This window comes from Kribbella albertanoniae, from assembly GCF_004348455.1.
GTDB lineage: Bacteria > Actinomycetota > Actinomycetes > Propionibacteriales > Kribbellaceae > Kribbella > Kribbella albertanoniae.
In genome coordinates, this window is the sequence record NZ_SMKA01000254.1 from 1 (window position 1) to 14013 (window position 14013).

Sequence of the window (14013 nt, forward strand, 5' to 3'; positions counted from 1 at the left end):
GGGTTGTGCGGACCTTGGGGCGGGACAGCGGTGAGTCGACCGAGCTGTCGTAGCTGCTGATCGCCTTGAAGCACGCGACGCCCACAGATGCGGTGACGGCGAGCACCAGCGCGGAGAGACCCGCGATCACGGCCTTCGAGTACTGGCGCGGTGGCGGGGGTGGCGGGCCGACCTGGTTGTACTGCGATCCGGCCCGCGATGACGGCCGGTTCCAGCCGACGCTGCGGGCACCACCGGTACGGCGGGATCCGACCAGCGGGGGCATCGGCGTACCGGGGAGTGGTGCGGGCGGCGGTCCGCTGTAGACGGACTCGGCCGCTGGGTCCACCGGCAGCGGGCGGGCCTTCCGGCGAAGCGCCGATTCGCCCGGATCCGACAACGCCCGAGCCTTGCCCAGGGCGATCGGCTGTGACCGGTTCGCCGCGGCGGGCGTCGTACGGTCACTTTCGGTGAGGTTGTCGCTGGTGGGGAGGTAGTGTCCGGCGCCGGGCGGCGTGTTCGCACCGCCGTCGGGCTGTTCGTCAGGCATTACTCGTCCCCATCGCTCGTGACATGACTCAACCGACCTTGGCGGCTGGCGCTCCAAAAGTGTTGCAGGTCCCGGGATCGGTTTTCGCAAAGCCCTGGCCCATCCAGAGGGCGTGGCTCTTGATCGATCCGTGGTCGCGAGGTTCCTTCTTGTCGTTCTCGTCGCCGCTGTGGTTCATCAGGTAGGTCCACTGCCGCTCCAGCTCGCCCTCGATCGGGAAGCTCGCCCGGCTCGCGCCGACGAAGACCGCGGCGAAACAGTTGGCCTGCAGCGCCTGCCGCCGGTCCTGCTCCAGCTCGGCGGCCTTGTCCTTGGCCTGGTCGCGCAGGTTGTCCGAGGACTCCAGGATCCCGGCCAGGCTCTGCACGTGGACGCCGTACACGAAGGAGATCGACTGGGCCATGTCGATCCGGGTGGCCGCCTTGTTCTTCGCGTAGTCGTCGGGCAGCGCCTGCCAGGGCATGGTGACGCTACCGCCGTGCTCGTCGGCGCAGTACGACGCGACCTTCTCCTGGATCCCGCAGGCCGTCTCCTGGCCCTCGTTGAAGATCACCAGCTTCGGCGAGCGGAACTCGAACCCGGCCTTGGTGACGACCGGCTTCCACGCGTTGTCCAGGCAGCTGATCATCGCCTCGTAGTACGACCACACGTTCTCCATCGTGGTCGGGCGGAAGGCCGGCTCCTTGCACTTCACCGCGGCCAGCTTCCCGGCGGCGTAGATCGGGTTCTTCGCCAGTACGTCGGCATCCGCGGTCGGCTTGCGGGTCGGCTTGGTCGCGCCGTCCCCGTCGCGCACCGACGGCGTGGTCAACGGGTTCGCCAGCAGGCCGTCGCTCTTGGAGATGACGGTGACACCGGCGTACACGATCCCGCCGACCAGCAGCAGCACACCGGCCACGATCCCGGCCACCAGCAGCTTGGACCGCTTCTTGTTCGGGTCGAACGGGATCGGCTCCGGCTGGAACACCGTCCGGTACGCCGCTGCGGCCGCCTCGGCATCCCGGCGCGCGCTCGAGATCCCGGGCCCGTCCAGCCGCGAACCCCGCAACTGTGGCGCGGCCTCGTCCTCGGCCGCCTTGCTCAACCGTGGCGTCGGCGCCGCCAACGGCGCGGCTCCACGCTCCGCGGCCTTGTTGTCGGCCCCGCTGTCCCCCGCTCCGCCCGGCAGAAAATGTCCCGGTTTGGGCCCAGGTGTGGGCCCCGGCTGATCAGCCATGTCTCTCTTCTCTCCCCAGTACCGCGATTCCCGGTCCACCCCCAGACCAGCGCATGATCTTAAACCTCCTTCAGCCCTCCAGCCCACAAAATTGCACCTTTTGACATCGGTGGGCGCTGACTGTGACGTCGGCGTTACGCACCGAAACTCGGTTGCTGCCCCCGCAGCAGGAAGGGTTGGGTGGGGTTGTGCTGGAGAATTCGCGGTTTCCACGAGCCAATGGGTACGACGCCGAGTGGGTGCTGGCCGGGGATATGGGACCGCATCCGTTGTGGTAATTGGAGGAGCTGGCCGGCGAGCTGGAGCTGCGACCGGGCATGCGAGTCCTGGATCTGGGGTCGGGGAAGGGTGCGACGTCGGCGTTCCTGGCCAAGGAGTACGGGGTTCGGGTCTGGGCCGCTGACCTCTGGATCGACCCGACCACGGCCGCGGAGCATATCGCCGTACAAGGGGTTGAGGGTGTCACGACGCTGAAGGCGGAGGCGCATGCGTTGCCGTTCGCGCAGGGGTACTTCGACGCGATCGTGTGTGTGGACGCTTGGGAGTACTTCGGTACGGCGGACAACTACCTCGCCTACATCACCAAGTTCCTGGTGCCGGGCGGGCAGCTCGGAGTGGCGACTCCGGCGTTGCGGCAGGAGGTTCGGGAGCTGGGGTTCATCCCGGAGCACATCAAGAAGCTGGTCGGGTGGGAGGCGCTGGCCTGGCATACGGCCGACTGGTGGCGGTTCCAGTGGGAGATCACCGAGCTGGTCGAGGTGACGGCAGCGCGGTTCCAGGAGTCCGGGTGGGCCGACTGGGTCGCGTGGTCGGAGGCAATCTCGGCGTACCGGGGTGAGCGCGGCGGCGCCTTGGACATGCTCGAGGCGGACCAGGGTGAGTACCTGACGTTCGCGATCCTGGCCGCCCGTACTGTTGGGGCATGAGCTGGGCTGTTTATGCGGTGCGAGGACCAGGTGGCGTGCGGCGTCTCGAGGACATGCCGGACGGCTACGAACCACCCTCGGTGGGGATGGTGACCGACGTGATCGACGTGGTCCGCGAGGTGGTGCCGGACGTGGACGCGACCAAACCGTCCTGGCTGACGCTGCGCAGCGACGACTACGACGTCGAGATGACGATCGGCAAGGGCGTCCAGGTCCGCGACATCACCTTCTACCTGAACGACGGTCCGCGCTCGATCCCGATCGTGATGGAGATCAGCCGCCGGCTCGGCGTCACGCCGTACGACACCGAATCCGGCGACTTCCTCACCGAGGAGTCCCGCCCACCGGTCCCGCCGCCACTCACCCCGGACGAGATCAAGGCCAACAAGCCGAAGTGGTGGAAGCTCGGCCGCAAGTAGCGTACCGGCCGACGGGTAGTGGCCCCAAGCAATCCGTCAGCGACCGCCCCGGGCGCGCGGCGCGGCTCACCGCCGAACGAACCACTACCCGTTCGTCGGTACGCCCGCCGCTGCCGGACGCACAGGCCATCACAATTGGCCGATCCCCGAGGCCCCACGCGGGGAGCCGCACCGAAGAACTCAGTTGTGATGGGCCGGCGGTCCGCGTCGAGCGAAGCCGCCGCGCCGATGCGGGCCCCTGCGAGGCGGGGAGGACCGCCACCACTGTCTAACTCTGCTCGGGCTGTCTGGTTCACGCTCAGCGCGGCGTTCCCGGACGGCTCAGGAGAGGGTTGGACAGTGGCACAGGTCCGCGCTCACGCCGGACGGGTGGCTACCAGGCGGGCAATTTTGTTGATGCGGTGTTCGGGGTTGCCGAGGGAGTCGCGCCAGTAGTTGCCGGCGGCGTTGTCCTCGGGGGTCGCGCAGGTGGAGATGGTGAGCATGGCCTGGGTGGGTTTGACGCCCGGGCGACCCGGGACGGCCGCGTTCTGGGCGGCCTTCTCGGCGGGTTTGCGGAACGAGATGGTCATCGTCTGCGAGACCACGTAGTCGTAGACGGTCCCGCCGGCGGTGAACAGGACGTGGGCGCCGTTCTTCAGCTCCGGCACGCGTTCCAGCGGCCGTCCGTGCGAGACGCGGTGTCCGGTGATGATGAAGTTGCCGATCTCGCCGACCCCGACGCCACCGGCCGGGCCGCGCGGACTGGCGGCGACACCCCGGTCCTGGATCACCGTTCCGGGCCGGTCGTCGGCCGTTCCCGTGTACGTCACCACCCGCAGCCCGCGGACGCCGATCGACGGAATGCTCATGGTGACCGGCCCGGTCACAGGCGGCCGAGGCGTCGGAGTCGGCCGTGCACTTGGGGTTGGCGTCGCCGTAGGAGTAGGCGTGGCACTCGGCTCGGGCTCAGGAGTTGTCGACGTCGACGGTACGTCGGTCTGCGGCGTGCTGCTGGGCGTGTCGGAACACCCGGCCAACGCCACCAGCACCATCACCACAACTCCAGCCAGCCTCACCCGACGAAGGTATGCCGGAGAACCGAAAACCCTCCGAAAGCTCAGTCCAGCAGCTCGAACACCGCAGGCCCGACCCGCAGCACCCCGGACGTCACCGGAGTAGCCCGTACGCCGCCCCGCCCGCGCAACGCCTTCATCGCCCCCGGCCCAACCACCACGTTCATCCAGGCACACGGATTGGCCGGCCGATAAGCCTGGAACTCCACCGGCCCCGCCCCCGAGTCGAGCGAGAACCGCCGCCCGGCCTTTCCCAGTCGCGCCGCGAGCGTGTCGATCGGGTACCCGCGCACCACGATGTTGCGGCGCAGCACCGCGGGATCCACACCCTCCACCGAGTCCGCATCCAGCAGCGTGACCGCCGCGTTGCGATGCACCTTCTGCGCGAAGTAACGGTCGCCGACAATCCCGAGCCCGGCCCGAACCTCCACCTCGTCCCGCCCGATCGGCACGGGATCCGGCCGCGGCCCGTCCTGCGGCCGTCCCTCGAACGCATGCACGGGCGACACGACCAGCGCCACGATCTCGACCGCCGTACTCATCCCCACGTCAACGGATCCAGCAGCCGGAAGAACTCGAGCCGGCGCCGGTCCGGCTCGGTCAGTCCGTATGCCGTCAGGAACGGGCCCGGGTCCACCGACCACTCGTCGTACAGCTGGATCGTGGTCAGGGCGAGGTCGGAGTACCGGTCGGCAAGCCCGAGCCGGCCCACGTCGATGAACCCGGTCACGCGCAAGGTCAGCGGATCGAAGAACACGTTCGGCAGACACGGATCACCGTGACACACGCCGAGCTCGGTCACCGACTCCACATAGGGGCGCTCGGCAACTACTTGCGCCAGGAGCGACTCCGGAGTCACCGCCCGCCACTCGTCGGTGAGGAAGGCAGGGTTCACCGCACCCCGCCGTACGACGTCCTCGGCGGTAGCGATCACGGACTCCAACGGACGCTCGAACGGGCAGTCCGGCACCGAATGCAGCTCACGCAAGGTCCGCCCGAGCGTCTCCATCGCGCCGAGCCAGGCCCAGGACGGCAGGTCGATCCCCGCGATCCCCGGCACCGCGCTCGTCAGCAGGCACGCACCATCGTCCGACATCTGCCAGTCGACCACCGACGCGCCCGGCATCCCGGTCGACGACAGCCAGGCGATCCGATCGCGCTCCGCCTCCAGCTCCGGCACTCCCGAAGGACCGCAGCTCTTGGCGAAAGTCGAACCGCGCCGGTACACGGACGTCTCGGATTCCCCGATCTCGACCGCTTCCCAGCCGTCTCCCGCCGGCATCATGCTTGCGACGACTCTCGGACGATCAGCTGCCATGGGAAGTCGAACACCTCCCCCGGTGCACCCTCGCGATCAGTCAACCGGCCGACCATGATCCGCGCCAGCGCCTCGTTGAACCCGACCGGCCCGACCGTCGACAACGACGGGTCGAGATGCTCACCCTCGGGCGTGTTCCCGACGCCGACCACGGCGAGATCCCGCGGTACGTCGATCCGCAGCCGATGCGCCGCCCGTACGACGGCGATCGCGGCGAAGTCCGTCGTACAGTAAATGGCGGACGGGCGATCCGGCTTGCTGAGCAAGGTCATCGCGGCCCGATAGGCACCCTCGGGGTGCTGCTCGAACACCTCGATGTCGTCATCGAGAATCGGCTTCCCGGCCGCCTTCAGCGTGTTCAGGTACGCGTCGAACCGTTTGAAGCCCGACCTGCGCGACGTCAGCGCGCCGACCCGGTCGTGCTGAGCCAGCAGGTGCTCGACCGCCAGGTGACACCGCGGCTCGGCACCCGACCGGATCACGTCGAAGCCCCGCGGCTCAAGCGTTTCGCTGAACGCGACGATCTGGACACCCTGCGCCGCGAAAGCCTCGAGCTCAGCGATCTCCGACGGCTCCGAGCTCACGCCGTCGATGAAGATCACGTCCGGCGTCCGGTTGGACAGCACAGCCCGCCAGTCGCCGTCCGCGACGATCAGCGCCGTCTTGTTCAACGGGCGGACCGCCGCGCTGACGGCATCGGCCACCGCCTGGGACCACGGGTCGGCGAGCACGTTCAGTGACAGCAGGACCAGGTCGGACTTCCCGGTCCGGATCGCCCGGGCAGCGTCGTTGCGCCGGTACCCGAGCCGGCTGGCCACCTCCCGCACCCGGTCCGCGGTGGAGTCCTTGATGGTGTGACTGCGATGCCGCCCGGACAGCACGTAGGACACGGTCGCGACCGAGACCCCTGCCTCCTTCGCAACCATGCGCAGTGTTGGCCGGTCCGACATACAGATGATTCTTGCAGAAGGCGCTAGCCTTTGACGGCACCTGTGATGACGCCCTTGGTGAAATGGCGCTGCAGGAACGGGTAGACCATCGCGATCGGGACCAGTGCGACCACTACGACCGCCATCTGCAGGGATTGTGGTTGCGGCAGCGGTTCCACCCCGAGTTGGTCCGCCGACAACGACTTCCCCTGCAGGACGTAGGTCCGCAGAATCACCTGGACCGGCCACTTCGAGGTGTCGTTCAGGTAGAGCAGCGCGTTGAAGAACGCGTTCCAGAAGCCGACCGCGTAGAACAGCCCGACCACCGCGATCACCGCCTTGGACAGCGGCATGATGATCTTGCGGAGGATCATGAAGTCGCTCGCGCCGTCGATCCGCGCGCTCTCCAGCAGTTCACCCGGCACGTTCATGAAGAAAGTGCGCAGGACAACGAAGTTGAAGGCACCCAACGCCCCCGGCAGAATCAGCGACCACAGGCTGTCCAGCAACCCGAACTGCTTCACCACCAGGAACATCGGGATGATCCCCGGCGCGAACAACAACGTGAACAGCACCATCAGCAACACCGGCCGCCCGAACAGCACCGGCCGCGACGTCGCATAAGCCAGGGCAATCGTCACCGCGAGGGCGATCGCCGTACCGACGAGCGTGACGAAGACGCTGACCATGATCGCCCGGCCCATCAACCCACCACTGAACAGCGTTTGGTACGCCTTCACCGTCGGATGCGACGGCCACAACACATACCCACCGGCGTCGATGATGTCCTGATCACTGGCCAGCGAGGTCGACACCACAACAAGGATCGGTACGACGATCGCCAGCGCGAAGCCACCGAGGACGACCGCCTTGATGGCCTGGTAGGCGGGCGACGGACTCTCTTTCCAAATGGGCCTCATGAGCTACCCCTTCGCTGGAAAATCCCTGGCTCACCGAGTCGATGTGCCAGCGAGTTCGCACCCCAGAGCAGCAACGCGCCGACCACGCCCTTGGCCAGCCCGGCCGCGGCTCCACTACTCCAATCGCCGCCGACCACGCCCGCGTAGTACGTGAAGGTGTCGAGCACTTCGGCCGCGCCCGGACCGACCGAGTCGCGCTGCAGGATGAACTGTTCGAAGCCGACGCTCAGGATGTCGCCGATCCGCAGGATCAGCAGCAGCACGATGACGGTCCGCAGCGACGGCAGGGTGATGTGCCAGAGCCGCCGCCAGCGCCCGGCACCGTCCGCGGCCGCCGCCTCGTAGAGCGAGACGTCGACGGTGGTCAGCGCGGCCAGGAAGATGATCATCGCCCAGCCCGCGTCCTTCCAGACCAACTGCGCGACCACCAGCAACGGGAAGGTGTCGGGGTTCGTCATGAACGGGATCGGGTCCAGCCCGGCCTGCCGGAGCAGGTTGTTCACGAACCCCGCGCCACCCAGCGACTGCTGGAACAACGTCACCACCAGCACCCAGGACAGGAAGTGCGGCAAGTACGCGATTGTCTGGAACCAACGCCGTACCCGGTTGCTGACCAGCGAATCGACGATCAGCGCCAGCCCGATCGGGATCGGGAAGAACAGCAGCAACTGCGCACCGGCCAGGATCAGCGTGTTCCGCAGCGCATCCCAGAAGTCCGGGTTGGCATACAGGTTGACGAAGTTCGTGAACCCGTTCCACTCGCTGTGCATGATGCCGAGGTACGGCTGGAAGTCCTGGAACGCAACGACGTTCCCGAGCACAGGCAGGTAGAAGAAGGCCAGCAGGAAGACGACGCCCGGGACCATCAGCAGCACCATCTGCCAGTCCCGGCGCCACCTCTCCGCGAACCTCACGACCCGGTGACCGGCACGCCCGCCGGCAGTACGGCGGCGAACTCGCCACGCATCTTGTCACCGCCACCGGACTTCCAGCGCTTCAGCGCCTCGTCGTACGCGCCGATCTTCTGCCGGCCGGTGACGATGTCGACGATCGTGTCCCGGAACGCCGCGGTCAGCTTCGGACCGACCTTGCTGCTGGTGTCGGAGTACGTGCCCGCGGTCGGGTTGCGCATCGCGAACTCCAGCAGCTTCTGCTCGGTCGCGTGGATCTTGCGGGTGTCGTCCGGGAAGGCAGGGTTGAAGATCACGCTCTCCGGCGAGGTCATGATCGTCAGCGCGCTGACCAGACCGGGCGCCTGCTGGGTTCCGGCCTTGGTCAGCACCGGGTTCTTCTGCGCGTCCAGCTGGTACTGCTGCCCCTCGACGCCGAAGTTCTTCTGCAGGTACTCCTTGGTGCCGAACGGCGCCGACAGGTAGTCCATCAACGCGAGCAGCTCGCGGATCCGGCCCTCGTCGGTCTGCTTGAACGGCGTGAACCCGACCGTGCCGTAGCCCATGTCGTAGACCGGTTTCGCCTTACCGTCATGGCCGAACGGGATCAGCGTGTCGACGAACAACGTCGGGTCGAGCGCCCGGAAGTCGGCGGTCGCCCGCGGTCCGACCACGACCTGCGCGGCGATCTGGCCGTTCACGGTCTTCGGTGTCGCGTCGGCGAGGTTGAGGTCCGGATAGAACACCTTGGCCGCCCACAACTTCGCGGCGTACTCGACAGCGGCTCGGTAGTTCTCGGTCTCGTACAAGTGCGTGAGTGAGCGATCGGCGTTGACCCGCCAGCCGTTCGGAGCACCGAACCATTCGCCGAACATGTGCAGCATGTTGATGATCGCGGGCTCGAGCGCGTAGTTCGTGCCGTTGCTCAACTCCTTGCACTTGGCAAAGAACTCCTCGGCGTTGGCGCTCTGCAGACCGCCGACCTTCTCCCACGTGCGCGGGTTGCCCATCATCACCTGACCGAACGGCGTCGACGGGATGGGCGCGCCCCAGATCTTCCCGTTGACCACTGCGGTCCGCCAGGACGCCGGCTTCAGCGCGGCCAGGTTCGGGTACTCCAGGACGGCATCGCCGGACAGGTACTTCGTCAGGTCCTGGAACTTTGCCTCGAGCATCGGACCGATGTTCGGGATGCCCTGGTTCGGCGGCAGCCACATCAGGTCCGGCAGCGAGTCGCTGGCCAGCAGCGTCGCAAATTTCTCCGGGTAGCCCGGGTCCGTGCCGATGGTGAGCTTGAGTTCCGCGCCGAGCGCCTGGTTCAGCGCCTGCCACATCGGATTGCTGCCCATCGGCGGCGGAGGCGTCGCGAACGTCTCGGTCAGCGCGGTCACCGCGTTCTTCAGCGGCGGCGCCTTCACACTCGCGGTCGCGTTCGCCGGGAACCTCAGGAACCCGGGTTCGAGCCCCGACTCAGCCCCCGGCAGATCGGGCTGCAACCCCGCAAAGGGCTTGTACGTCGGGAGTTTCAGATCGCCGGACGCCTTCGCCCCGCCACCCGCCGTACCGCCGTCACCACACCCGGCAAGGGTGGAGCCTGCCACCACCGCTGCACCGGAGACCTGCAGAAACCGTCGCCGATTGATCATTGCTGCTCCAAGCCACAGTAGAGTGCTCACTAACGAGCACTTAAACGTTAACCCGGACCGTAAACGACTCCGGCGCCTGATGGCAAGGGACAAAACAAACCGGCGGCCGCGGGTTTACCCCCACGACCGCCGGCGTCGACTGTTGCTGTCAGATCAGCAGCGCACCAGCAGCCCGAGCAGGATGCTGCAGGTCTTGCTGGCCTTGTCGTTGCCCGCCACCGAGTCGGTCGGCGAGCTGGCGGTCCGCTGCACGGTGGCAACGAACGAGCCCGTGGTCAGCAATCCGGCGGACGCGCTGAACGTCTTCGTCACCGACGCCCCACTGGCCAGCGATGCGACAGCGCAGTTCAGGTTCCGCGTCGTACCGACTCGCGTGCAGCCGGTCGTCCCGGCGTAATTCAGGCCGGCCGGGTACGCCGCGGCGACGTTGATCCCGGTTGCCGTGGCCGGCCCGTTGTTCTGCACCGTCAGGGTGTAGTTGATCCGCGGGCCGGACGCCGATCCGGTCAGCCCCACCGAGACATCCGCGTTCACAGGCGCCACCGCGAAGGTCAGTGTCGGCCCCTCGAACAACTCGAAGGAGTACTCGTCACCCAGCAACTGGTGCTGCAGCGTGACGGATTCCGGCGCTGTGTCCAGCACCTTGAAGGTGAAGACGACGGTCCGGGTCGCACCGCTGGGCAGGTCTCCGAGCGCGGCCCGGAACTCGATGTCCAGCGGGAAGCAGATGATCGCCCCCGTACAACCCACCAGCTCGATCATGCCCGGCAGCGAAACGCCGGTCTTGCCGAACAGTGCGGCCTTGGCGCCGACAATCGTGAACGACGCGGTGTTGTGCACCGTCTGGGTGATCGTGAACTCCTCGCCGACATTCAGCGAGGTCTTGCTGACATCGATCGCACTACTCGGCGGATCGGCCGCCATCGCCGTCGCCGGAGCGATCAGCGTTGCACCGGCGACAACCGTCACCAGGGCAGCACGAAGTAACTTCCAGGCTTGCATAGCAGCCCCCCACTATTGGACTGAACCTTCCCCCACGAACGCCGGATCGGCGGTCGTGCAGACGAGTATGGTGCTCCCCGTCACAACGCACAACCGCTCGAAACAGCCGTTTGTTACGGTCACCGTCCGCTGTGGACGGATCGCACAGCGGTTCACTCAGCGGTTCACTCAGCGGTTCGTGACCTCGAAGGCGACGACCGCCGCGGCGACTGCGACGTTCAGCGACTCCACACCTGCGTGCAGTGGAATCTGCAAGTCGGAATCGGTCTGCACGGTGATGCCGTTGGTCTCGCCGCCGAGCACGTACACCGCGCGGGGCTCCAGTTCGGTCTTGAACAGCGAGTCCCGCGACCGCGCCGACAACCCGTACACGTGGTACCCGGCCGTCTTCAGTACGTCGACAGCGACCTTCGCGGTCGACGTGTTCACGATCGGGGCCTGGAACGCAATCCCGGCCGACGCCTTGATCACCAGCGGCCCGACATGCGGCGTACCGGCCCTGGGCAGGATCACCCCGTCGAACCCGGCACCGGTCGCCGTCCGCAGGATCATCCCGACGTTGCCCGGGTTCGTGACCCCGTCGAGCAGGAAGACATTGGTCGGCCGCTTGCCGCGCTCCCGGACGAACTCCTCCAGCGGCGTCATCCGGGGCGCGTTCACATCCGCGACCACACCCTGATCGTGCTTCCCGTTGCCCGCGAGCCACTTCACCCGGCTCGCGGTCGCCCGCTCCACCGGCGTACCGGTCCGGTCCGCCGCCCGCAGGATCTCGTGCAGGGATCCGCCGGTCGCATTGTCGGCGATGACGATTTTCGCCACGCTCAAGCTCGGGTCGTCCAGTGCCTCGAGCACCGGCTTCCGCCCGAAGATCGTGATCCACTTGTCCCGCGGCGACTTCTTCGACTCCACCCGCCTAACTTACTGGAGCGGGTTGGTGGCCTTGCCATCCAGCCAGAGAGTGTCCGACTTGTCGCCGTGTGGTCCGGGCCGCCCGACGTGTTTGTCGGAGATGGTCGTACCGTTCTTGATCACGTACACCAGCGCCATCGCGTGGCCTCGGCCGAGGTCGTAGTCCGCCTTCAGCCAGTCGCAGATGACACCGGCCTTCACGTCCTTGGCGTCGTACCCCTTGGCCTTTGCCTGCTCGACCAGCACCCGCGGGGTGTGGCCGGTCTTCTCCTCGATCTTGTCCAAGTACGCCTGGAACGACATGTCTGTCTACTTTCTCTAGGGCTGCTTTCACCCCTGCGTCGAGCGGGCCTGCTCGATTTCGACACACCTCCGGATCGCTTCCACCGATCGGTCGACATCGGCCTCGGCGGTCGTCCAGTTCGACACGGAGATCCGCATCGCCGCGCGCCCCTGCCACGTCGTACCGGACATCCAGGCCGTGCCCTCCTGCTGCACCGCCTTGACCACTCTCTTGGTCAGGTCGTCGTCGCCGAAGCGCACGAGCACCTGATTGAGTACGACGTCGTTCAGCACCTCGTACTCGTTGAGTCGTGCGGCAAACCGCTGCGCCATCGCACAACACCGGTCGACCAGCTCCACGATCCCCTGGCGCCCGAGCGCCCGGATCGCGGCGTACACGGCAATCCCGCGTGCTCTGCGGGAGAACTCCGGGTTGTAGTCGAGCGGGTCCCGCTGGTCCTCGTCATGGATCAGGTACGACGCTCGCACGCCCATCGCCGCCCGATGCGCAGCCGGATGAGCGCAGAAGACGAGGCCGGAGTCGTACGGCACGTTCAGCCATTTGTGCGCGTCCGTCGCCCACGAATCCGCCTTCGCGAGCCCGTTGATCGGCGTACCGACCGCACTCCACAGGCCGAACGCGCCATCGACGTGCACCCAGGCGTCACCTGCCAGCTCGCAGATCTCGTCCAGCGGGTCGATCGCGCCGGTGTTCACGTTGCCCGCCTGCGCACAGACGATCGTCGGCCCTTGGCCCAGCTCCCGTTCGAGCGCGTCTGGCCGCATCCGCCCCTGCCCGTCCACCGCGACCGGCACGATGCACCGCGTCCCCAACCCGAGGAACCGCAACGCCCGATCCACCGTGCCGTGCCGCTCAGCCCCGACCAGCACCCTGACCCTCGGGGCGCCGATCAGCCCGTCCGCCTCGACGTCCCACCCGGCCTTCCGCAGTACGTCGTACCGCGCCGCCGCCAGCCCCGTGAAGTTCGCCATCTGCCCACCGGTCACGAACCCCACGGAGGTCTGCGCGGGCAACCCGAACAACTCGACCAGCCACCCCGCCGCGATCTCCTCGACCACCGCCGCCGCGGGCGCAGCGGCGTACAGGCCTGCGTTCTGATCCCACACCGTCGCCAGCCAGTCCGCCGCCAACGACGCCGGCGTAGCCCCGCCGATCACGAACCCGAAGAACCGCGCGCTCCCCGTCGCCACCAGCCCGCCTTCAACGGCGTCGGCCAACTGGGAGATTGTTTGCACCGGATCGACGGGCACCTCCGGCAAGCGCCCGCCCAACTTCGCCCGCAACTCGTCCGCCGTGGCCCACGCCCCCACCGGCCGCTCCGGCAGGCCTTCGAGATACGTCATCGCCCGCGCGTAAGCCTCGCCGAGCGGCCCTTCCCAATCCGGTTCCATTCCTCCTTTCTACGCCGATTCCGTCGTACAGTGCCGCATCGGTTTTCGGGAGGAGACAGGTATGAGCCGCTGGTCCGCCATCGTCGGCTATTCACTGGTCGGCGCCGCGACCCAACTCGTCTGGCTCAACTTCGCCGGCGTCACCACCGTCGCCGCCACCCACTACGCCGTCTCCGAAACCGCGATCGGCTGGCTCGCCCAGGTCTTCCCCCTCCTGTACGTCGTCCTGTCGATCCCCTGCGGCCTTGCGTTGGACCGCTGGTTCCGCCCGGCCCTCCTGGCCGGCGCTGTGTTGACAGCCACCGGCGCTCTGATCCGTCTCGGCGGCGACCACTTCGGCTGGCTCCTGGCCGGCCAACTCATCTGCGCCGTGGCCCAACCTTTGGTCCTGAATGCCGTCACCGGTATCACCGGCCGCTACCTGGCCGAAAAGGACCGTCCCACCGGCATCGCCATCGGCACCGCCAGCATCTTCGCCGGCATGCTGATGGCCTTCCTCCTCTCGGCCGTCTTCCCCACCGAGCTGGACACCATGCTGGTCGTCACCGCCGCCTTCTGC

At 67.3% G+C, this 14013-nt stretch carries 15 protein-coding genes and 1 pseudogene; 3 read left to right on the forward strand and 13 right to left on the reverse strand.

The genetic code is table 11. The features are described 5' to 3' along the window. Together E1261_RS35800 and E1261_RS35805 are read right to left on the reverse strand one after the other, a co-directional pair. Nucleotides 1-529: pseudogene (locus tag E1261_RS35800) on the reverse strand (neutral zinc metallopeptidase); the annotation flags it as partial. A 28-nt stretch (nt 530-557) separates the two neighbouring features. Beyond that, nucleotides 558-1745, reverse strand: a complete 1188-nt coding sequence (locus tag E1261_RS35805) for a neutral zinc metallopeptidase (protein ID WP_132414171.1) — start codon at nt 1743-1745, stop codon at nt 558-560. A gap of 278 nt (nt 1746-2023) precedes the next feature. On the opposite strand from E1261_RS35805, the gene E1261_RS35810 reads away from it, so the two are divergent. Both E1261_RS35810 and E1261_RS35815 read left to right on the forward strand, forming a co-directional pair. After that, the gene (locus tag E1261_RS35810; RefSeq protein WP_238176636.1) at nt 2024-2671 is read left to right on the forward strand and encodes an SAM-dependent methyltransferase; all 648 of its coding nucleotides are present in this window, start codon (nt 2024-2026) and stop codon (nt 2669-2671) included. Beyond that, nucleotides 2668-3090 (forward strand): hypothetical protein, encoded by a 423-nt coding sequence (locus tag E1261_RS35815; RefSeq protein WP_132414172.1) that lies wholly within the window; start codon nt 2668-2670, stop codon nt 3088-3090. The genes E1261_RS35810 and E1261_RS35815 overlap by 4 nt, the downstream gene beginning before the upstream one ends. A gap of 356 nt (nt 3091-3446) precedes the next feature. Here the strand turns inward: E1261_RS35815 and E1261_RS46975 are convergent, their stop codons facing one another. The 11 genes from E1261_RS46975 to E1261_RS35870 form a co-directional block, all read right to left on the reverse strand. Next, complete coding sequence (locus E1261_RS46975) at nt 3447-4148, reverse strand: class E sortase (protein ID WP_272948628.1); 702 nt, start codon at nt 4146-4148, stop codon at nt 3447-3449. 41 nt (nt 4149-4189) lie between these two features. Continuing rightward, the gene (locus E1261_RS35825; protein ID WP_132414173.1) at nt 4190-4687 is read right to left on the reverse strand and encodes a molybdenum cofactor biosysynthesis protein; all 498 of its coding nucleotides are present in this window, start codon (nt 4685-4687) and stop codon (nt 4190-4192) included. Further along, entirely contained in the window at nt 4684-5463 is a 780-nt protein-coding gene (locus E1261_RS35830; RefSeq protein ID WP_132414174.1) for an aminoglycoside 3'-phosphotransferase, read from the reverse strand. The genes E1261_RS35825 and E1261_RS35830 overlap by 4 nt, the downstream gene beginning before the upstream one ends. Further along, nucleotides 5427-6413, reverse strand: a complete 987-nt coding sequence (locus tag E1261_RS35835; protein WP_202875323.1) for a LacI family DNA-binding transcriptional regulator — start codon at nt 6411-6413, stop codon at nt 5427-5429. The genes E1261_RS35830 and E1261_RS35835 overlap by 37 nt, the downstream gene beginning before the upstream one ends. 23 nt (nt 6414-6436) lie before the next feature. Next, nucleotides 6437-7312 carry a carbohydrate ABC transporter permease gene (locus tag E1261_RS35840; protein WP_132414175.1) on the reverse strand — a complete coding sequence of 292 codons (876 nt, stop codon included), beginning with the start codon at nt 7310-7312 and terminating at the stop codon, nt 6437-6439. After that, on the reverse strand, nt 7309-8190 hold the full coding sequence (locus tag E1261_RS35845; protein WP_132414176.1) for an ABC transporter permease: 882 nt from the start codon (nt 8188-8190) through the stop codon (nt 7309-7311). Before E1261_RS35845 ends, E1261_RS35840 begins: the two co-directional genes overlap by 4 nt. Before the next feature lie 32 nt (nt 8191-8222). Next, the gene (locus tag E1261_RS35850) at nt 8223-9848 is read right to left on the reverse strand and encodes a type 2 periplasmic-binding domain-containing protein (protein ID WP_132414177.1); all 1626 of its coding nucleotides are present in this window, start codon (nt 9846-9848) and stop codon (nt 8223-8225) included. A gap of 153 nt (nt 9849-10001) precedes the next feature. Then, the gene (locus E1261_RS35855) at nt 10002-10850 is read right to left on the reverse strand and encodes a DUF11 domain-containing protein (RefSeq protein WP_132414178.1); all 849 of its coding nucleotides are present in this window, start codon (nt 10848-10850) and stop codon (nt 10002-10004) included. Nucleotides 10851-11018: 168 nt separating this feature from the next. Beyond that, nucleotides 11019-11759, reverse strand: a complete 741-nt coding sequence (locus E1261_RS35860; protein ID WP_132414179.1) for a TrmH family RNA methyltransferase — start codon at nt 11757-11759, stop codon at nt 11019-11021. A gap of 9 nt (nt 11760-11768) precedes the next feature. Beyond that, nucleotides 11769-12062 carry a DUF4287 domain-containing protein gene (locus E1261_RS35865; protein WP_132414180.1) on the reverse strand — a complete coding sequence of 98 codons (294 nt, stop codon included), beginning with the start codon at nt 12060-12062 and terminating at the stop codon, nt 11769-11771. A 27-nt stretch (nt 12063-12089) separates the two neighbouring features. Then, the gene (locus E1261_RS35870; RefSeq protein ID WP_132414181.1) at nt 12090-13454 is read right to left on the reverse strand and encodes a pyridoxal phosphate-dependent decarboxylase family protein; all 1365 of its coding nucleotides are present in this window, start codon (nt 13452-13454) and stop codon (nt 12090-12092) included. A gap of 61 nt (nt 13455-13515) precedes the next feature. Between E1261_RS35870 and E1261_RS35875 the strand changes: the two genes are divergently transcribed. Further along, nucleotides 13516-14013, forward strand: a 498-nt coding sequence (locus E1261_RS35875) for an MFS transporter (protein ID WP_132414182.1), incomplete at its 3' end; no start/stop codon positions are given.

Excerpts from the sequence above, each read along its gene's own strand:
- E1261_RS35850 (WP_132414177.1), bottom strand. The coding sequence starts at position 9,848 with ATGATCAATCGGCGACGGTTTCTGCAGGTCTCCGGTGCAGCGGTGGTG.
- E1261_RS35825 (WP_132414173.1), bottom strand. The coding sequence starts at position 4,687 with ATGAGTACGGCGGTCGAGATCGTGGCGCTGGTCGTGTCGCCCGTGCAT.
- E1261_RS35845 (WP_132414176.1), bottom strand. The coding sequence starts at position 8,190 with ATGGTGCTGCTGATGGTCCCGGGCGTCGTCTTCCTGCTGGCCTTCTTC.
- E1261_RS35840 (WP_132414175.1), bottom strand. The coding sequence starts at position 7,312 with ATGAGGCCCATTTGGAAAGAGAGTCCGTCGCCCGCCTACCAGGCCATC.
- E1261_RS35870 (WP_132414181.1), bottom strand. The coding sequence starts at position 13,454 with ATGGAACCGGATTGGGAAGGGCCGCTCGGCGAGGCTTACGCGCGGGCG.
- E1261_RS35805 (WP_132414171.1), bottom strand. The coding sequence starts at position 1,745 with ATGGCTGATCAGCCGGGGCCCACACCTGGGCCCAAACCGGGACATTTT.
- E1261_RS35815 (WP_132414172.1), top strand. The coding sequence starts at position 2,668 with ATGAGCTGGGCTGTTTATGCGGTGCGAGGACCAGGTGGCGTGCGGCGT.
- E1261_RS35830 (WP_132414174.1), bottom strand. The coding sequence starts at position 5,463 with ATGGCAGCTGATCGTCCGAGAGTCGTCGCAAGCATGATGCCGGCGGGA.
- E1261_RS35865 (WP_132414180.1), bottom strand. The coding sequence starts at position 12,062 with ATGTCGTTCCAGGCGTACTTGGACAAGATCGAGGAGAAGACCGGCCAC.
- E1261_RS35855 (WP_132414178.1), bottom strand. The coding sequence starts at position 10,850 with ATGCAAGCCTGGAAGTTACTTCGTGCTGCCCTGGTGACGGTTGTCGCC.
- E1261_RS35835 (WP_202875323.1), bottom strand. The coding sequence starts at position 6,413 with ATGTCGGACCGGCCAACACTGCGCATGGTTGCGAAGGAGGCAGGGGTC.